Annotated in this window: 20 protein-coding genes; 15 read left to right on the forward strand and 5 right to left on the reverse strand. The window is 68.9% G+C overall.

The features are described from left to right. Nucleotides 1-26 precede the first annotated feature (26 nt). Nucleotides 27-1,049, forward strand: coding sequence for an NADP-dependent oxidoreductase (locus ACLBV5_RS12625; protein WP_447605878.1), 1,023 nt, complete (start codon nucleotides 27-29; stop codon nucleotides 1,047-1,049). Nucleotides 1,050-1,066: 17 nt separating this feature from the next. After that, nucleotides 1,067-1,474, forward strand: coding sequence for a MaoC family dehydratase (locus ACLBV5_RS12630; RefSeq protein ID WP_025976931.1), 408 nt, complete (start codon nucleotides 1,067-1,069; stop codon nucleotides 1,472-1,474). 101 nt (nucleotides 1,475-1,575) lie between these two features. Here ACLBV5_RS12630 and ACLBV5_RS12635 read toward each other — a convergent pair whose 3' ends face one another. After that, nucleotides 1,576-2,364: a SapC family protein gene (locus tag ACLBV5_RS12635; protein WP_278070238.1), complete on the reverse strand. Its 789-nt coding sequence runs from the start codon at nucleotides 2,362-2,364 to the stop codon at nucleotides 1,576-1,578. Between the two features lie 151 nt (nucleotides 2,365-2,515). Between ACLBV5_RS12635 and ACLBV5_RS12640 the strand changes: the two genes are divergently transcribed. From ACLBV5_RS12640 to ACLBV5_RS12650, 3 genes are read left to right on the forward strand one after another with little or no spacing between them, the layout of a single operon-like run. After that, on the forward strand, nucleotides 2,516-3,010 hold the full coding sequence (locus ACLBV5_RS12640; protein WP_025976929.1) for a Fur family transcriptional regulator: 495 nt from the start codon (nucleotides 2,516-2,518) through the stop codon (nucleotides 3,008-3,010). A 5-nt stretch (nucleotides 3,011-3,015) separates the two neighbouring features. After that, nucleotides 3,016-3,903 carry an alpha/beta fold hydrolase gene (locus ACLBV5_RS12645; protein WP_447605970.1) on the forward strand — a complete coding sequence of 296 codons (888 nt, stop codon included), beginning with the start codon at nucleotides 3,016-3,018 and terminating at the stop codon, nucleotides 3,901-3,903. A 34-nt stretch (nucleotides 3,904-3,937) separates the two neighbouring features. After that, nucleotides 3,938-4,747 carry a hypothetical protein gene (locus tag ACLBV5_RS12650; RefSeq protein ID WP_447605879.1) on the forward strand — a complete coding sequence of 270 codons (810 nt, stop codon included), beginning with the start codon at nucleotides 3,938-3,940 and terminating at the stop codon, nucleotides 4,745-4,747. A gap of 4 nt (nucleotides 4,748-4,751) precedes the next feature. On the opposite strand, the gene ACLBV5_RS12655 is transcribed toward ACLBV5_RS12650, so the two are convergent. Beyond that, nucleotides 4,752-5,915: a kynureninase/PvdN C-terminal domain-containing protein gene (locus tag ACLBV5_RS12655; protein ID WP_303683130.1), complete on the reverse strand. Its 1,164-nt coding sequence runs from the start codon at nucleotides 5,913-5,915 to the stop codon at nucleotides 4,752-4,754. Nucleotides 5,916-6,065: 150 nt separating this feature from the next. Then, entirely contained in the window at nucleotides 6,066-8,918 is a 2,853-nt protein-coding gene (gene secA, locus ACLBV5_RS12660; RefSeq protein WP_447605880.1) for a preprotein translocase subunit SecA, read from the reverse strand. Between the two features lie 276 nt (nucleotides 8,919-9,194). On the opposite strand from secA, the gene ACLBV5_RS12665 reads away from it, so the two are divergent. From ACLBV5_RS12665 to ACLBV5_RS12680, 4 genes are read left to right on the forward strand one after another with little or no spacing between them, the layout of a single operon-like run. After that, nucleotides 9,195-10,121: a peptidylprolyl isomerase gene (locus ACLBV5_RS12665; protein WP_447605881.1), complete on the forward strand. Its 927-nt coding sequence runs from the start codon at nucleotides 9,195-9,197 to the stop codon at nucleotides 10,119-10,121. Continuing rightward, entirely contained in the window at nucleotides 10,118-11,503 is a 1,386-nt protein-coding gene (gene argJ / locus ACLBV5_RS12670; RefSeq protein ID WP_447605882.1) for a bifunctional glutamate N-acetyltransferase/amino-acid acetyltransferase ArgJ, read from the forward strand. The genes ACLBV5_RS12665 and argJ overlap by 4 nt, the downstream gene beginning before the upstream one ends. Next, a complete protein-coding gene (locus tag ACLBV5_RS12675) occupies nucleotides 11,500-11,916 on the forward strand; it encodes a (deoxy)nucleoside triphosphate pyrophosphohydrolase (protein ID WP_253122822.1) in 417 nt (138 codons plus the stop codon). The genes argJ and ACLBV5_RS12675 overlap by 4 nt, the downstream gene beginning before the upstream one ends. 26 nt (nucleotides 11,917-11,942) lie before the next feature. Beyond that, nucleotides 11,943-12,119, forward strand: a complete 177-nt coding sequence (locus ACLBV5_RS12680) for a Flp family type IVb pilin (protein WP_134582159.1) — start codon at nucleotides 11,943-11,945, stop codon at nucleotides 12,117-12,119. Nucleotides 12,120-12,122: 3 nt separating this feature from the next. Here the strand turns inward: ACLBV5_RS12680 and ACLBV5_RS12685 are convergent, their stop codons facing one another. Continuing rightward, nucleotides 12,123-13,019, reverse strand: coding sequence for a methyltransferase domain-containing protein (locus ACLBV5_RS12685; RefSeq protein WP_447605883.1), 897 nt, complete (start codon nucleotides 13,017-13,019; stop codon nucleotides 12,123-12,125). Between ACLBV5_RS12685 and ACLBV5_RS12690 the strand changes: the two genes are divergently transcribed. From ACLBV5_RS12690 to ACLBV5_RS12710, 5 genes are all read left to right on the forward strand, one after another. After that, nucleotides 13,018-13,824 carry a phosphoribosyltransferase family protein gene (locus ACLBV5_RS12690; protein WP_447605884.1) on the forward strand — a complete coding sequence of 269 codons (807 nt, stop codon included), beginning with the start codon at nucleotides 13,018-13,020 and terminating at the stop codon, nucleotides 13,822-13,824. The two genes, ACLBV5_RS12685 and ACLBV5_RS12690, sit on opposite strands and share 2 nt — an antisense overlap. Nucleotides 13,825-13,859: 35 nt before the next feature. Beyond that, entirely contained in the window at nucleotides 13,860-14,117 is a 258-nt protein-coding gene (gene grxC / locus ACLBV5_RS12695; RefSeq protein ID WP_025976919.1) for a glutaredoxin 3, read from the forward strand. Next, nucleotides 14,118-14,957, forward strand: a complete 840-nt coding sequence (locus tag ACLBV5_RS12700; protein WP_447605885.1) for a carbon-nitrogen hydrolase family protein — start codon at nucleotides 14,118-14,120, stop codon at nucleotides 14,955-14,957. Further along, a complete protein-coding gene (locus ACLBV5_RS12705) occupies nucleotides 14,954-15,403 on the forward strand; it encodes a DUF1178 family protein (RefSeq protein WP_447605886.1) in 450 nt (149 codons plus the stop codon). Before ACLBV5_RS12700 ends, ACLBV5_RS12705 begins: the two co-directional genes overlap by 4 nt. Nucleotides 15,404-15,491: 88 nt before the next feature. After that, on the forward strand, nucleotides 15,492-16,025 hold the full coding sequence (locus tag ACLBV5_RS12710) for a GNAT family N-acetyltransferase (RefSeq protein WP_447605887.1): 534 nt from the start codon (nucleotides 15,492-15,494) through the stop codon (nucleotides 16,023-16,025). A 4-nt stretch (nucleotides 16,026-16,029) separates the two neighbouring features. Here ACLBV5_RS12710 and ubiG read toward each other — a convergent pair whose 3' ends face one another. Beyond that, entirely contained in the window at nucleotides 16,030-16,848 is an 819-nt protein-coding gene (gene ubiG, locus ACLBV5_RS12715; RefSeq protein WP_447605971.1) for a bifunctional 2-polyprenyl-6-hydroxyphenol methylase/3-demethylubiquinol 3-O-methyltransferase UbiG, read from the reverse strand. A 57-nt stretch (nucleotides 16,849-16,905) separates the two neighbouring features. Between ubiG and ACLBV5_RS12720 the strand changes: the two genes are divergently transcribed. Next, nucleotides 16,906-18,195 carry an aspartate kinase gene (locus ACLBV5_RS12720; protein WP_447605888.1) on the forward strand — a complete coding sequence of 430 codons (1,290 nt, stop codon included), beginning with the start codon at nucleotides 16,906-16,908 and terminating at the stop codon, nucleotides 18,193-18,195. The last annotated feature ends 19 nt before the right edge of the window (nucleotides 18,196-18,214 follow it).

Raw genomic sequence — 18,214 nt, forward strand, 5'->3', positions numbered from 1 at the left:
AGAAAACCCTGATGGGAGACAGACTGATGAGCTTGCGCAACCGACAGTGGATCCTGCGTCGCCGCCCGCAGGGGCTGATTCAGGATGGGGATCTGGAACTGGTCGAAAGCGTCGTGCCTGATCTGAAGGACGGAGAGGTCCTGGTCCGCACGATCTATCTTTCGATCGACCCGACGAACCGCACGTGGATGAACGATTCCGAAGGCTATCTGCCGCCGGTGGGTCTGGGCGACGTCATGCGCGGGCTGACGCTGGGGGTGGTCGAGCAGTCGCGCGGCGAGCGGTTCAAGGAAGGCGAGCTGGTCACGCCTCTGTCCGGCGCCTGGGCCGACTACGCTGTCGTGCCCGAGGCGGGGCTGCGGCCGGTCCATCGCGCGCCGGGCCTGCCGCTGACCGCCAACCTGTCCGTGCTGGGCATGACCGGGATGACGGCCTATTTCGGCGTCACCGACGTGCTGAAGGCCAAGGCGGGCGAGACCCTGGTGATCTCGGCGGCGGCCGGGGCGGTCGGCTCCATCGCCGGCCAGGTGGCCAAGCAGCGCGGCTGCCGCGTCATCGGCATCGCCGGCGGCGCCGAGAAATGCCGCTGGCTGACCGAGGAGCTCGGTTTCGACGGCGCCGTCGACTACAAGAACGAGGATGTCGGCGACGCCCTGGACCGGCTGGCTCCCGACGGCATCGACCTCAATTTCGAGAACGTCGGCGGCGACATCATGATCGCCGTGTGGAACCGGCTCAAGGTGCACGGCCGCATGGCCGTCTGCGGCCTGATCTCGGCCTATAACGCCACGCGGATGCCGCCTTCGCCCAATTTCTCGCGCATCATCACCCACCGTCTGAACGTGCAGGGCTTCCTGGTCCTCGACTACGCGCACCGCGCCAAGGAGATGATCGCCGAAATGGGGCCTTGGCTGGCCGACGGGAAAATTCAGTGGAAGGTCCACGTCGATGACGGTCTGGAAGGGGCGGTCGGCTCGCTGAATCGCTTGTTCACCGGCGACCATGACGGCAAGCTGATGGTCCGGGTGTCGGAGGAGCCGGCGGCCTGAGCGAGGAACGACCGCGCATGACCGAACCTCTGCACGTCCATTTCGAGGATCTTGAGATCGGCCAGGTCATTCCTCTGGGCGCCTGCGCCGTGGATGCGGCGGCGCTGGACCTGTTCGCCGAACGCTTCCTGCCGGGGTGGGACGTCGCCTATGGCGCGCCTGAAGCGATGGTCTACGCCCTGTGGAGCCGTCTGTCCGCCGATCGCATGGGCGGCTGGGCGGGGTCCAAGACCCTCGCGGTCGACGGGCTGCGCTTCCTGCGCAATCCCCCGGCGGGCGAACTGCTGCGCGGCCGGCTGACGGTGATGGGCAAGGATCCGGTCGGCGACGAGAAGGGCGTGGTCATCGCCCAGCAGGACATGCTGGACGAGGCCGGACGGCTGGTCTTCTCCTGCCTGACCCGCGCCCTCGTGGCCCGCCGCTAAACCCATCTCCTGACAAAAAACGCCCCGCCAGCAATCTGACGGGGCGTCTTCATTTCATTGTTCATCGGGCCGTCGCGCGAACGCGCGTCGGCCCGATTTAATCAAGCGTTGGCGGCGACCGGTTGCTGGGCGGCGCGGGTCAGGGCCATGGCGATCAGGCGGTCCCAGCCCAGCAGCGACACCAGGTGGGCGTAGATCTGGCCCAGGGCGCCGTTGTCGCGCAGTTCGGCCAGCTTCTCGACCGGCAGGGCCTTCAGCTTGTCTTCCGATACGGCGAAATATTCGGCGATCTTTTGCGGCGCGCCGGCGGTGCCGTCGGCGTTGCGCGGGGTGAAGGTGGCTTCACGCACCTCGAACAGGTCCAGTTCCGTCAGCAGGTTGATGAAGGACTCGGTGCGCACGCGCTCCTGCTCGAAGTTGTTGCAGAACTCCATGCCGAAGTTGACGTAGCCGCTGGGCTGGCCGTTTTCGAACAGCGGCGTCTCGCCGCCTTCGACCACGAAGGGAGCGGCGCGGTCGATGCACAGCACCATGCGCTTCTGCTCTTCGTCATTGGCGAAGACGAAGGGATAGCGGCGGACATAGGCCGGGATATAGGCGTCGGGCCGGAAGTCGCCGTTCTCGATGAACAGGTTCTCGCCCTGGTTCAGGCCCATGGCGGCGACGGGCTGCTTGGCGTCGCCGACGAAGATGACCGGATAGGACAGGGCGGCCGGGGCGAACTCCGTCACCGTCAGCGGCACGACGTGGGTCTGGGCCACGAAGGCGTAGGGTTTGTCCGCGGGCGTCACGCCCAGCTTGCCGTGCACGTCGGCCGACAGCGGCTCCGGCTGGGAATAGAACAGGACAGTGCCCGACAGGGGGCTGTTCGCTTGGGTGGCGTCGGTCATGAAATAGGGTCTTCTGAACAGAAAGGACGGCTCTTCTAGCCCATGCCCGAGGCCGCCGCAAACGCCGCGGTTTGGCCACAATGGCGCCTGATCGGGCCTGCGGCGCGCGGTCCCGGTTGCGGCGCGGCTCAGGACCCCCTAGCTCTAGCTCATGGGCGACGCCTGCGATCATGATCATATCGACAGCCGACCCGGCGCCGCCGAGGTCGAACGGGCGATCGCCGCCGTCGAGGCGCGGTTTTCGGCCGACGGCGACCGCATGACCGCCCCGCGGCGCCGCGTGCTTGAGCTGCTGCTGTCGGCCGCCGAGCCGGTCAAGGCCTATGACCTGATCGCCCGTTATGGCCTCGATGGTCAGGCCGCCAAGCCGCCGACCGTCTATCGCGCCCTCGAATTCCTGGAGAAGCGGGGCCTGGCCCACCGCATCGCCTCCATCAGCGCCTATGTCGCCTGCACGGCCGACGCCTGCGCGCCGGGCGGCCATGCGGCGGCCTTCCTGATCTGCGACTGCTGCGGCGCGACCGAAGAGGTGGCGGTCCCCGGCGCCGATGTGATCGCCCAGGCGGCCGCGAACGCGGGCTACGCGATCGACCGCACCACCATCGAAGGCCACGGCCGGTGCGGCGCCTGCCGCATCGCGGCCTGATCCGGATGGACGCTCTGGCCCTGTCGGCGCCGCGCCGGATCAGCGTGCCGATCGACAATCGCTGGGGCGCGGGCGACATGGCCGTGCTGGACTTCGGCGATCCCAAGCGGCCGGTCGACCTGATCTTCGTCCACGCCAACGGCTTCAACGCCCTGACCTATCGTTCCGTGCTGCAGCCCCTGTCGGGCGCGCTGCGGATCTGGGCGCCGGATCTGCGCGGTCACGGCCGGACGCGCCTGCCCGCCGTTCCCGACGGCCGCCGCAGCTGGAAGGATCATCGGGACGACCTGATCTGCCTTCTGGAGGCGATCGACGGCCCTCCTGTCGCCCTGGCCGGCCATTCCATCGGCGGGACCTGCGGCCTGATGGCCGCCGCCGAGCGCCCGGATCGGGTCTCGCGACTGTTGCTGCTGGACCCTGTCGTCTGGCGCCGCGAGATGGTGTGGGCGATGAACCTGCCGCTCGCGGGCCTGCTGTCCCAGCGCTTTCCCATCGTCGCCAACACCCTGCGCCGCCGCGCCCTGTTCGACAGCCGTGAACAGGCCATGAGCGCCTATCGCGGGCGCGGCGCCTTCAAGGGCTGGCCGGACATGATGCTGGCCGACTATCTGGCTGACGGTCTGGTCGAGACCGATTGCGGGCTGGAGCTGGCCTGCGCTCCGGCGTGGGAGGCCTCCAACTACGCCGCCCAGGCGCATGACCCCTGGCGGGCCCTGGCGAGCTATCCGGGCGCTGTGAGAATCCTCAAGGCGGAGACAGGCGCCCTGTGCGCCGTCGCCCCGTCGTCGCGCCGCCCGAATGTCGAGGTCGAGACCGTGGCGGGGGGCGGTCACCTGTTCCCCATGACCCATGCCGAGCTGACGCGCGACGCTCTGCTGGACCTGGCGGTCTGACAGCCGCGCCATTCGGTGCTAGGCCTTGGCGGCGATGACCTCCGCCGCCCTGACCTCATCCTCCGACACGGACTGGCCGCGCCTGCTGCTGGGGACGCTGATCGGCGCCGTGCTCGGTCTGCTGTTGCTCGGCGTGGTTGTGGCGGCCTGGTGGCTGGGCGTGGCGCGGCACGATCTGCAGCGCCTGACCGCGTCTCAGGGGTTGGAGGCGCGGCTGGAGCAGGCGGCGGGTCCCGCGGCCTTCGGCCTCACACCCGTCTATGTCTACGACCCGGACGGCGCGGGGTGGGACTGGCTGGCGCAGACGGCTCCGCTGTGGGAGGCGCAGGGGCATGAGATCCGCGCCATCCCGGTCGGCGCCGATGAGGCGCTGGAGAGGGATCTAGCCCGCCTGGCTCATCGCTGGGCCGAGCCGCCGCGCAGGCCCTTGATCCTGTGGCGCGAGGGCGAGGATCTGGTTCTGTGCCGTTGCGACAGCCCCCGCGCGCGAACCCAGGCGCGTCAGGCGCTCGAGGCCTCGTCGCCTGACGCAGAACCCGCGCTGACCGCCCCGGCTGCGCCGCCGACCGCGCGCCGACCGCCCCTGCCGCCGACGCCGAAATATCCGACGCTGGGCCCGCCGCCGAGGACCGAGGCGAGCGCGCCGCCGCCGCCAGCCGCCGCCGCTCCAGCGCCGCGCGCGACCCCGACGCCGCGGCTGCCGGGCGATCCGGCCCCGGCTACTGCCGCACCGGCCGCGCGGGCGACGCCGCCTGCCTCAGCCCCGGCGCCGCGCCGCGAGCGTCAGCCGCGCCGCACCGATCCGCCTGAGGCCCGCCGCGACGCCGACAGCCTGTTCTTCTAAAGGCCTAGTCCAGCCGGGCGCAGGCGTGGATCAGCCGCTCGACGTCTTCCTGGCTCTGGTACAGGCTGAAGCCGAAGCGGATGACGTCGTCGCGCACATCGGCGATGACGTTCATCTCCTGCAGGGCCGCCTTCCAGCGCGGAGCGTCGGCGTGGCGCAGGGCCAGGAAGCGGGCGCGGGGCGCCTCGCCGTGGACCGGATTCAGAATCTCGGCCTGTGACAGGCCGCCCGCTTCTGCGCCTTCAATCGCCGCCTGGAACCGCGCCTGCAGGCCGCGCGCGTGGTCGGCGATCATCGCTGTGGTCAGGCCGTGCTGGTCCAGCATCGCGCGCACGGCGTTGAAGCGGTAAAGGGCGCTGGCGTCGAAGGTGGCGCCCCAGAAGCGGCCGCCGTCGGTGCGGTACTGAACCCCGCCGGGCGGGCCTTCCAGATGGCCGAACTCGGCGAACCAGCCGGTCACGACGGGGCGCGGCCCGAAGCCGGGCGGGGCGTGCAGGAAGCAGGCGCCTTCGCCCGCCATCGCGTACTTATAGCCGCCCGCCAGATAAAAAATCTTGTCCGCCACGGCCGAAAGGTCGGTCGGCGTGGCCATGAAGCCGTGATAGCCGTCCACCACGACCCACGGCCCGGCCGGGTCGGCCAGGTCCGCCAGTTCGGCGATGCGCTCGAACAGGCCGCCGGTGCGGAAGAAGACCTGGCTGACGAAGATCAGGTCGTGCCCGCCCGCCCGCGCCGCCGCGACGAACCGCTCGGCGAAGGTCTCGAACGGGGCCAGGGGCACGCGGGTGACCACGGCCTGACCGGCCTCTTCCCAGCGTTCCGACTGGCGGCGGAAGGAGTGGAACTCGCCGTCGGTGGCCAGGATGCGCACCGGCGCCGTGTCGACCGCCGAGACGATGCGCAGCAGGATGTCATGGGTGTTCGGCGCGAAGATCAGGCTGTCGGACGAGGGCAGGCCCAGCTCGCGCGCGACGTGGCCTTGAGCCTCGGGGATGACCTCGCCGAAGATCAGGTCCCATTTGCGATCAGCGAAGCGGTTGGCCTCGGCCCAGGCCCGCACCTGGCCGTCGAAGCTGGCGTCGGGCCACAGGTGGTGGCTGTGGGCGGCGAAATGCAGGCGTTCGGGGTCGAGGCCGAGCGCGCGAGAGAACAGGGGCTTGTAGTTCATGAGGGCAGGCTAACGCGCATGGCGGCCGGCGTCACCGGGCAAAGAAAAAGGCGGGCCGCTTTCGCGAACCCGCCTCTCTCAACTCAGTCTTCGGCGCTCAAGCAGCGAGCGACCGCGTCGCGAGCGTAGCGCCGCGCGCGTCAGCGCGCCTTAAACCAAACTACCGTGGCAGTGCTTGAACTTACGGCCCGAGCCGCAGGGGCAGTCGGCGTTGCGGCTGGTGCGCTCCCAATCGGCGGGCAGGGCCTCGACCGGCAGTTTCGAACGATCATCGCCGGTCAGCATGCCTTCCGGGTTCTGGGCCATCGGGTTGGCCATTTCGTTCTCGCCGGTGCCGGGGTTCAGGTGGATTTCCTGGAACTCAGGCATTTCCATCGGCGGCGGCGCCTGGAACTGGAACTCGACCGTCATCAGCCAGCGCGTGACGTTGTGGCGCAGGTCGTGCAGCAGGGTCTCGAACAGGTTGAAGGCTTCGGTCTTGTATTCGTTCAGCGGGTCCCGCTGGCCGTAACCGCGCAGGCCGATGACGCCGCGCAGGTGGTCCAGGTGGACCAGATGCTCGCGCCACTGCATGTCGATCATCTGCAGCATGAACTGCTTTTCGAGGCCGCGCGTCTGATCGGCGCCGATCAGCTCCAGACGTTCAGCGGCGCGGGCGTCGGCGGCGACGGTGATGCGCTCTTCGATCTCTTCGTTGGAGACGCCTTCTTCGGCGGCCCAGTCATGCAGCGGCAGCTCCAGGCCCAGGGTCGAGCGGACCTTTTCGTCCAGGCCGTCGATATCCCACTGCTCGGCATAGGCCTTGGGCGGCATATAGCGTTCGACCAGGTCGTTGATCACGTCGCTGCGGAAGTCGGCGACCAGTTCCGACAGATCGGTGGAGTCCATGAACTCCTGGCGCTGTTCGAAGACGGCCTTGCGCTGATCGTTCACGACGTCGTCGTACTTCAGCACGTTCTTACGCATGTCGTAGTTGCGGGCTTCGACGCGCTTCTGGGCCGTTTCGACGGCGCGGTTCAGCCACGGATGGCTGATGGCCTCGCCTTCGGCCACGCCGAACTGGCGCATGATGGCGTCCAGGCGGTCGCCGGCGAAGATGCGCAGCAGGTCGTCTTCACACGACAGGTAGAATTTCGAGGTGCCGGGGTCGCCCTGACGGCCGGTCCGGCCGCGCAGCTGGTTGTCGATCCGGCGGCTTTCGTGGCGCTCGGTGCCCAGGACGAACAGGCCGCCGGCGGCCAGAGCCTTCTCCCTGGCGACAGCGATCTCGGCCTTGAACTCGGTTTCCTTGGCGGCCAGCGCCTCGGGCGGGACCTCCATCGCCATGTTGCGCTGTTCCTGGACCCAGCGCTGGATCCGCATGTCCAGGTTGCCGCCCAGCTGGATGTCGGTGCCGCGGCCGGCCATGTTGGTGGCGATGGTCACCGCGTGCGGCAGGCCCGCCTCGGCGACGATATAGGCTTCCTGTTCGTGCTGGCGCGCGTTCAGGACATTGTGCGGGATGCCGCGGCCGGTGACGTACTCGATGTCATAGGCCGGGTCGCCGACCTTCTGGGCTTCCTTCTCACGGCCTTCGTATTCGGGCTTCAGCTTGCGCGAAACCTCGACCTGATAGTCGTAGTCCTTCAGCAGGTCGGACAGTTCTTCGGACTTCTCGATCGACACCGTGCCGACCAGGATCGGCTGGCCGCGCACATAGCAGTCGGCGATCTGAGCGGCGATGGCGCGGTTCTTCTCTGCGAAGGTGCGGTAGACCTCGTCGTCGTAATCCTTGCGCAGGATCGGACGGTTGGTCGGCACTTCCAGGACGTCCATCTTGTAGATGTCGAGGAACTCCTGCGCCTCGGTCGCCGCCGTGCCGGTCATGCCGGACAGCTTTTCGTACAGGCGGAAGTAGTTCTGGATCGTCACCGAGGCCAGGGTCTGGTTCTCGGGCATGATCTTGACGTCTTCCTTGGCCTCGATGGCTTGGTGAAGACCTTCGGACAGGCGACGGCCGGTCATCATGCGGCCGGTGAACTCGTCGATCAGGACGATCTCGCCGTCCTTGATGATGTAGTCCTTGTCGCGCTGGTAAAGGGTGTTGGCCCGCAGGGCCTGGTTGGTGTGGTGGACCAGGCTGACGTTGGCCGGATCATACAGATCGACGGTGTCCTCGGCGAAGTGGCCGCCCTGTTCCAGCATCTGCTCCATACGCTCCGAGCCCAGCTCGGTCAGTAGGGCCTGACGCTGCTTCTCGTCGAGGTCGTAGGTGGCCTTGTCCTTGACCAGTTCCTTCACCAGGGCGTCGACGATCTTGTACAGGTCCGAGCGGTCCTCGGTCGGGCCCGAGATGATCAGCGGCGTGCGCGCCTCGTCGATCAGGATGGAGTCCACTTCGTCGACGATGGCGAAGTGGTGGCCGCGCTGCACCATCTCGCGTCGGTCGTAGACCAGATTGTCGCGCAGATAGTCGAAGCCGAACTCGTTGTTGGTGCCGTAAGTGATGTCGGCCTGATAGGCCATCTGGCGCTGACCCTGCGACAGGCCGTTGACGATCACGCCGACCTCCAGGCCCAGGAAGCGATAGACCTTGCCCATCTGCTCCGCGTCGCGGCGGGCCAGGTAGTCATTGACGGTGACGACGTGGACGCCCTTGCCCGCCAGCGCGTTCAGATAGACCGGGGCCACGGCCACCAGGGTCTTGCCTTCGCCGGTCCGCATCTCGGCGATGCCGCCTTCGTGCAGGATCATGCCGCCCGCCATCTGCACGTCGTACTGACGCTGGCCCAGCACGCGCTTGGAGGCTTCGCGCACGACGGCGAAGGCCTCGTTCTGCAGCTTGTCCAGGCTCTCGCCGGCCTCGATGCGATCCCGGAAAGTCTGCGTCATCATGCGCAGCTCGTCGTCAGAGAAGGCCTCGAACTTAGGTTCTAGGGCGTTGATCTTCTGGACCTGGGCCTGGAAGGCCTTGACCTTGCGGTCGTTGGAGGAACCGAGAAGTTTCTTGGCGAAGCCGAGCATGGGCGATCCGGGTCAGGCGGTCGAGCGGCTGAAGGCTCTGAGAAAGACAGGTTTCGCCCGGTCGGGAGGCCGCGATCACGCCAGCCCTAGGCCTTCCCTGCAGTCAGGGCGCGCGAAGGGCCGCGCATACGATCGAAAATCCCTCGACTTGGGCGCAGGCGGGACTTAAGCACCGCCCTTACCCCTGTCAACGCGAGGGCCTTTTTAAGGCGGCGCCGCGCAGGCGCGAACGGTCGCCCCGGCGACCTGTCCCCAGACCCTTGCCCGGAGCGTCCGATGCGAGCGCGGCGTCCCCTCACCAGCCTGTTTCTGGTCGCCGCCGTAGGGCTGGCGATGGGCGTGGCCGCCTGCGGGCGCGGCGGCGACGAGGCTGCGCCGGAAAAGAACGACCGGGTGGTGGCCAGGGTCAACGACCGCGCCGTCTGGGCCTCGGACGTGCGGCGCGAGGCGGTGGCGCAAGGGCTGATCGGCGAGGACGACCCGCTGGATGTCTCCTCCGAACTGTTCCGCCGGGTGATGGACGAGGTGGTGGATCAGAAGCTTCTGGCCGCCGAGGCCGAGCGTCGCGGATTGGATTCCAGCCCCGCCGCCCAGCGTCGCCTGCAGGCCGTGCGCGAACGCATCCTGGGCGACATGCTGGTGGAAAAGGTGGTCTCCGGCGCTGTTTCGGAACAGGCGGTCGAGCGCCTCTACGCCGAGCAGCAGCGTCTGGCGCGCGCCACCGAAGAGGTCCGCGTGCGCCTGATCCTTGCGCCCACCAGGGAGCAGGCCGACGCCGTTCTGGGCGTGCTGGGCCAGGGGGCGGCGTTCGAGGCCGTGGCCGCTCAACGCTCCATCGATGACGCCACCCGCTATTCCGGCGGCGATCTGGGCTATTCGACGCTCGACGTTCTGCCGGGGGCCTATGCGACGGCCCTGCAGGGCAAGACGCCGGGCCAGGTCGTCGGTCCGATCCAGACCGAGACCGGCTGGGCCGTGCTCAAGGTCGAGGATCGACGCGTGGAGACGGCGCCGACGCTGGAGCAGGCCCGTCCCCAGATCGTCCGCTATCTGACCTATGAAGGCGTGCGCCAATTGCTCGAGCAACTTCGCGGCAAGGCCGAGGTGGAAATCACCCTGAACGACGCAAAGACGCCGCCGCCCGCCGCCGCCGCGCCCGCCGATAAAGTCCCCGTTCCTCCCGCCGCCGGAAACGCCACATGAGCCAGCCGCCCAAGTCCGCCTCGACCGGCAAGAAGATCGAAACCGTCATCGAGAAGGCTCTGGACCCGTTGGCCTCGGCCCTGAAGCGCGCGGCCCAGTCGGCCGGGTCGACGCCGGCCAAGGCCTCTGCGCCCGGCAAGCCGGGACTGATGATCTCGCCGCTGGCCGTGCCCTTTCCGGCCATCGCGCCGATCGGCGGGGTCGAGATCGCGACCGCGCGCGCGGGCTTCTACAAGCATGAGCGCGACGATCTGGTGGTCTTTCACTTTCCTGAAGGCGCCTCGTGCGCGGGCGTCTTCACCCGGCACAAGGTCGGCTCGGCGCCGGTCGACTGGTGCAAGCGCCAGCTGGACGCCGACAAGGGCGGCGAAGAGGTCCGGGCCCTGATCGTCAACGCCGGTTGCGCCAACGCCTTCACCGGCAAGGCGGGCGCCGATGCCGCGCGTCGCACGGCCTCGGAGTTCGCCAAGCGCTTCGGTTGCCGCCAGCGCGACGTCATGCTGGCCTCGACCGGGGTCATCGGCGTGGTGCTGGACGACAAGAAGATCACCGCCCGCCTGCCCGAGGTTCAGGCCGGTCTGAAGGCCGACAACTGGGCCAGGGCCGGCCTGGGCATCATGACCACGGACACCTTCCCCAAGGGCTCCTACGCCGAGTGCGAGATCGAGGGCGTCAAGGTGAAGATCGCCGGCATCGCCAAGGGTTCGGGCATGATCGCGCCGGACATGGCGACCATGCTGGCCTTCATCGTCACCGACGCCGACATCGCCCCGCCGGTGCTGAAGGCCCTGCTGAACCTGCACGTCCGCACCACCTTCAATTCTGTGACGGTAGACGGCGACACCTCGACCAACGACACGGCCCTGCTGTTCGCCACGGGCGCGTCCGGCGCGCCGCGCATCGGCCGCGTCGGCGACCGCCGCCTGAAGGAGTTCTCGGCGGCGCTGGACGCCGTCATGCTCGATCTGGCTCACCAGCTGGTCAAGGACGGCGAAGGCGCGACCAAGTTCGTCAAGGTGACCGTGGACGGCGCCGCTTCGCCCGCCTCGGCGCGCAAACTGGCCAAGTCGATCGCCGACAGCCCGCTGGTCAAGACCGCCATCGCCGGCGAGGACGCCAACTGGGGCCGCATCGTCATGGCGGTGGGCAAGACCGAGGAGGCCGTCGATCGCGACCGTCTGGCCATCCGTTTCGGTCCCCACGTCGCCGCCGTCGACGGCGCGCCGTCGCCTGACTACGACGAGGCGGTCATGAGCGCCTATATGAAGAACGACGAGATCGACATCACCGTCCATGTCGGCTCGGGGCGCGCCTCGGCCACGGTGTGGACCTGCGACCTGACCAAACGGTACATCGAGATCAACGGGGACTATCGCTCGTGAGCGAGACGCTAGCCGTCCCCACCGTCCTCGTCGTCGCTGTCGCCCTGATCGATCCGGACGGCCGGGTGCTGATCGCCAAACGCCCCGAGGGCAAGCAGTTGGCGGGCCTGTGGGAATTCCCCGGCGGCAAGGTCGAGCCGGGCGAGCGGCCCGAGACGGCCCTGATCCGCGAGCTGAAGGAAGAACTGGGCATCGACGTGAAGGAGGCCTGCCTGGCCCCCTTCGTGTTTACCAGTCACGCTTACGAATCGTTTCACCTGTTGATGCCACTGTATCTGTGCCGGCGCTGGTCCGGCGTGGTCGAGGCGCGCGAGCATGCGGGCCTGGCCTGGGTGAAGCCGGACAAGCTGTCGGCCTATCCCATGCCTCCGGCCGATGAACCGCTGATCGCCTGGCTGCGCGATCTGCTCTGACAGGCCGACGACAGGGGAGGCCGGGCGTGAAGGGTTTCATCCACCGGCTGCTCCGCGATGAAGGCGGCGCCACCGCCATCGAATACGGCCTGATCTGCGGCCTGATCGGCATGGTCGTACTGGCCGCGCTCGGCGCCTTCTCCGGGCGGATGGAGGCGGTCTACGGCAAGGTCAGCCAGTTCGTGCTCGCCGCCGGCGGCTGACGCTCAGCCTTCCTCGCCGGTCTGCTCCCTGACGCCCAGCGCATCGGCCAGACGCGTCTTGGCCGAGCCGCGCTTGGCGGGCTTCTGCTGGCTCTCGTGCGGCGCCCATCCGGCCAGGTGCACCATCTCGAAGGTGGCGGGGATGCGCCCGTCGGCCTCTGCGTGGCGCTCGCCGTAGAGCTGGGCCGCTCGGGCCAGCACGGCGCGGCTCAGCGGCCGGATCGGCCCGGCCAGCACATTGGTCTCGCCCATCGCCCGCAGGTCGCGCATCAGGGCGAAGGGGTCGCCATAGCGCACGGTCACCCGGTCCACGTCCGTCACCGGCAGGGCGAACCCGGCCCGTTGCAGCAGGGCCGCCCCGTCGAAGCCGTCGGCGAAGGGCGACACGCGCGCCTGCGCCCCGCCGTTGACCTCCAGCTCCGCCTCGGTCAGCACGCCGCGCAACTCCTTCAGCGTCGCCGCCCCGAACAGGCTGGCGACGAACAGGCCGTCCGGCTTCAGCGCCCGACGGATCTGGCTCAGGGCGCCGGGCAGGTCGTTGGCCCAGTGCAGGCCCAGCAGGTTGACGATCAGATCGGCCGATCCGTCCTCAAGCCCCAGCGGCCCGGCCCCCGGCGCGGCGCGCTCGGCCGTCGAGCCGACGGCGCGGACCTCAGCCACCCGTTCGCGCGCCGGGCTGTCGGCCAGGGCGCGGGCGAAGACGCCGGGATGGGGCGACAGGTCGACGGGCGTCTGAAACTCGCGCAGGATCACCTCGAGGCTGTTCACCGCATTGTCGGCGGCGCGCAGGTGCAGGAAGTCGGCGCCCCCGAAACGTCGGGCGGCGCGGGTCAGGCGCGCGGCGCGTCGGGCGGCGTCGAAGAGGATCGGGGGACCGGAGGAAGGGGAGGGGGCGCTCATGTCGGTTCAGGATGGGGGCTGGCGAGGTCGATTGAAAGGCGTCGGGGGGCCTTTAGCATCCGGCGCGCGCGATGCGGGGCGGGGCCTGCTGGATATTTTGCTGCCGCCGCTCGCTCACGACAGCCGCGAGGCGGCGGCGTCCGCCGGCCTTTCGCCCGACGCCTGGAGCCGGGTCGCCTTTCTGGAGGCGCCGGTCTGCGACGGCTGCGGCGCCGCGTTTGAATGCGACGGCGGCGACTTCGCGGCGGATCGGTGCGCGGCCTGCCTCGCCAGCCCCTACGCCTTCGGCCGGGCGCGGGCGGCCTGCGTCTATGACGAGGCGTCGCGCGGGATCATCCTGAAATTCAAGCACGGCGACCAGCAGCAGTTCGCCCCCCTGTTCGCCCGCTGGATCAGCCGCTCGGCCGCGCCCCTGATTGAGACGGCCGACGCCGTGGTCCCCGTGCCCCTGCACCGCGCCCGCCTGCTGTCGCGTCGCTTCAATCAGGCCGCCGAGATCGCCCGGCCGCTGGCCCGCGCGGCGCGGCTCGACTACCTGCCCGACGCCCTGATCCGCGCCCTGCCGACCGCCAGCCAGGGCGGCAAGTCTGCGCGCGGGCGGCGGCTGAACGTCAAGGCGGCCTTCGCCGTGACCGAGGCCGGGCGGCGACGCATCAAGGGACGGCGCCTGCTCCTGGTCGACGACGTGCTGACGACGGGGGCCACCGCCGAGGCCTGCGCGCGGGTCCTGATGGAGGCCGGAGCGCGCGCCGTCGACCTGGCCGTCATCGCGAGGGTGAAAAACGCGCGCGAACCGCTTAAATGAAGGAAAGCCTTCCCCTCAGCCTTCAGGAGCTCCCCTTGGCCGAAGTCGTTCTCTACACCAAACCCGGCTGCCCCTACTGCATCCGCGCCATGGCCCTGCTGGACAGCAAGGGCGCGGCCTATACCAACATCGTCGCCTCCAACGACCCCGAGAAGAAGGCCGAGATGGTCCAGCGCTCGGGCGGCGCCGCCACCTTCCCGCAGATCTTCATCGACGGGAAACACGTCGGCGGCTCGGACGACATCCACGCCCTGGACCGCAAGGGCGAGCTGGACGCCTTGCTGGCGGCCTAGGTGACCGACGCGCTCGACATTGCGCTGATCCAGACGCGGACGCCGGCGACGGCGGCCGCGGGGCTGGCGCATGTCGAGCCCCTTATCCGCCAGGCCGCCGCAGGGGGCGCCCAGCTGATCCTGACGCCTGAGGGGACCAACGTCCTCGAACAGCGCCGGGCCTTCCGCGACGCCGCCCTGTCAGACGAAGGCGCCGATCCGGCTGTGCTGGGGCTGCAGGCCCTGGCCGCCGAACTGGGAGTCTGGCTTCTGGTCGGCTCGGCCATTGTCCGTTCGGGCGTGGCGGACGACCCGCGCGCCGCCAATCGCTCGCTGCTGATCGACCCCGGCGGTACGATCACTGCGCGCTACGACAAGCTGCACGTCTTCGATGTCGACCTGCCGAACGGCGAGACCTATCGCGAGAGCGCCTCGGTGCGGCCCGGCGAGGCGGCGGTGGTCGCCGATACGCCCTGGGGCGGTCTGGGCCTGACCATCTGCTACGACCTGCGTTTTCCGCACCTGTATCGCGCCCTGGCCAAGGCGGGCGCGAGCCTGATCGCCGTCCCCGCCGCCTTCACCCGCCCGACCGGCGAGGCGCACTGGGAGACGCTGCTGCGCGCCCGCGCGATCGAGACAGGGGCCTTCATCCTGGCGCCGGCCCAGGGCGGCGCGCATGAGGACGGCCGCCAGACCTGGGGCCGCTCCCTGGTCGTCGGCCCGTGGGGCGAAATCATCGCCCGGCTCGACCATGATGAGCCGGCCGTGCTTCACGCCCGGCTGGACCTTTCTGCTGTAGAGCGGGCGCGCGCCTCCGTGCCGGCCCTGCGCCACGACCGCGACTTCGACCTGCCCCTATGATCCGTTACGCCCTTTGCTGCGACCACGACCACGGCTTCGAGGCCTGGTTCGGCTCCTCGTCCGACTACGACGATCAGGCGGCGCGCGGCCTGGTCGAATGCCCCTTCTGCGGCTCGACAGCGGTGCGCAAGCAGGTGATGGCCCCGGCCGTCTCGGGCACGAAGAAGACCGCGCCGTCGCCCGACGCCCTGAAACCTGAAGCTCTGAAGCAGATGCAGTCGATGATGATGCAGGCGGCGCAGCAGGTGCGCGCCCACGTCGAGCAGAACTTCGACTACGTCGGCGACGCCTTCGCCCGCGAGGCCCGCGACATCCACGAAGGCCGCAGCGAAAAACGCGAGATCTACGGCGAGGCCACCCCCGCCGAGATCAAGAAGCTCAAGGACGACGGCGTGCCCTGCGCCCCCCTGCCCAGCTTGCCGCCCGACCCCAAGAAGGCGAATTAGTCGCAGTCTTTCGCTCGCGACGCACGGTGCACGGTCGCCTATGTCGGGCGCGGAGGGATTTGACGTTAACGGATGAATGGAGCGTGCAATGGCGATTCAACAGGGCGAAGCTGAACGCCCGCTGTCCGAACTGAACTGGCGGGCCATGACGCCGGACGACCTCGACGGCGTGGTCGCGGTGGCCCAACTGTCTTTCCCCGATCATCCCGAAGAGCGCGCCTGTTTCGCCAACCGGCTGGAGCTCTATCCTCAGGGCTGCTTCGTTCTGGCGGCGCAGGACGGAGCGATCACGGGTTATCTGGTCGCCTATCCGTGGAGGCTGAATGCGGCCCCGGCGCTCAACGTGCTGATCGACGCCATCCCGGCCGAGGCGGAGGTGGTCTATCTGCACGATCTGGCCCTGCACCCCGATACGCGCGGCGGCGGCCACACCCGCCCCATCATCGAGCGTCTGGCCGATCAGGCCCGGGCGGACGGCTGGCCGTCGGTGGCGCTGGTCGCGGTCAACGACGCATCAAGCTTCTGGTCGCGCAACGGTTTCGAGATCCAGAACCCGCCCGGCATGGCCGAGAAGCTGGCCAGCTACGGCGACGACGCCCGCTACATGGTCCGGCCGCTCTGAGCGGTCAGGCGTCCCGCGTCGCCATCATCATATAGTTGACGCCCGCGTCATCGCCCTCGCTCCAGCGGTCGCTCAGCGGGTCGTAGGCCAGGCCGTAGGGGCCGGTGACGCTCAGGGGCTCCCCGTCCAGCATGGCGCGCAGTTCTTCGGGCTTGAGGAACTGGCGCCAGTCGTGGGTGCCCGCCGGCACCCAGCGCAGCACATATTCGGCCGCGACCTTGCCCAGCAGCAGCCCCTTCAGCGTGCGGTTCAGGGTGGCGACGATCATCAGGCCGCCGGGCTTGATCAGCTTTGAGCAGGCGCGGATGAAGCTTTCCGGGTCGGCGACGTGCTCGATCACCTCCATCGTCAGCACCACGTCGAACGGCCCGGCCCCCGCTTCGACCATCTGCTCCACCGTGGCGGCGCGATAGGCGATGTCCAGCCCGACCTGCTCGGCGTGGGCGCGGGCGGTGCCGATGTTCTCGGACGAGGCGTCGATGGCGGTGACGTCAAAGCCCAGGCGCCGCATCGGCTCGGCGATCAGCCCGCCGCCGCAGCCGATGTCGATCAGGCTGAGGCCGTCGAACGGCGCGCGCGCCTTTACGTCGCGCTGGAAATGCTCGGCCGCCCGGTCGCGCACGAATTTCAGCCGCGCCGGATTGAAGCGATGCAGGGGCGCGAAAGGGCCTTTGGGGTCCCACCACTGCGCCGCCTGGGCCGAAAAGCGCGCCACATCGGCAGGATCAATGCTCGGCCCTTCGGCACGATCGGTAGCAAAGGGTGAAAAACCCTCATCGCTTTGGGGTTTGCGCGGATCAAGGCTGTCGTTAGAAGCGGGCATGGGCTCAGGCATGGACCGCCTTCGCCCGCCATGCAAGCAGGGGGATCAGGCGCAGGGATGACGCGGGCCGACACGAACCGGTTGGTGATGAAGTTCGGCGGCACCTCCATGGCCGACCTCGAACGCATCCGTCGCGCGGCGCGCATCGTCGCCGCCGAGGCCTCCAGAGGCAAGGGCGTGGCGGTGGTCGTCTCGGCCATGGCGGGCAAGACCAATGAGCTGGTCGCCTGGACCGACGGCGTCGGCGCCGCCGCGCCGGGCCTGTACGCCGACAGCGCCCTGTCGGACGACGAATACGACGTAGTGGTCGCCTCGGGCGAGCAGGTGACCTCGGGCCTTCTGGCCCTGACCCTGCGCAACATGGGCTTCAAGGCCCGCAGCTGGATGGGCTGGCAGATTCCGATCCTGACCGACGACGCCCACGGCCGCGCCCGCATCGAGGAGGTGCCGGGCGACGTGCTGGGCGCCGCCGTCGACGCGGGCGAGATCGCCATCGTGCCGGGCTTCCAGGGCGTGACCCGCGACGGGCGCATCACCACCCTGGGCCGGGGCGGCTCGGACACCTCGGCGGTGGCGGTGGCGGCGGCGCTCGGCGCGCCGTGCGACATCTATACCGACGTGGACGGCGTCTATACGACCGACCCGCGCATCCAGAGCCGCGCCCGGCGCCTGGAGAAGGTGTCCTACGAAGAAATGCTGGAGATGGCGTCGCTGGGCGCCAAGGTGCTGCAGACCCGCTCGGTCGAGCTGGCCATGCACAAGCGCGTGCCGGTGCGCGTCCTGTCCAGCTTTATCGAACCGGATGAAAACGGAAACCTGCCGCAACACGCCGGCACCCTGATTTGCGACGAGGATGAGATCGTGGAAAAGCGCATCGTTTCCGGCGTGACCATGAGCCGGGACGAAGCCCGGATCACGCTTTTGGGCCTGTCGGACCGGACGGACGCCCCGGCCGACGTCTTCACCCGCCTGGCCGAGGCCGAGGTCAATGTCGACATGATCGTGCAGAGCCAGGCCCGCACCGAAGGGGCGGTCAATCTGACCTTCACGACCGGCCGCCGCGACGCGCGCCGCGCGGCCGACCTGATGATGGCGGCCAAGGCCGATATCGGCTTTGAGGAGCTGCGGGTCGACGACGACGTGGCCAAGGTCTCGGTGATCGGCGTCGGCATGAGAAGCCACGCGGGCGTGGCCCAGACCATGTTCCGCGCCCTGGCCGACAAGGGCGTGAAGTTCCAGGCTATCTCGACCTCTGAAATCAAGATCAGCGTTCTGATCGATTCGGATTATGCAGAGCTGGCGGTGCGTGCGCTGCACGCGGCCTACGGACTGGACGCGGAAAGCTAGGATAACGGACGCGCCGCCC

The sequence above is a fragment of the Brevundimonas sp. M1A4_2e genome (assembly GCF_053345555.1).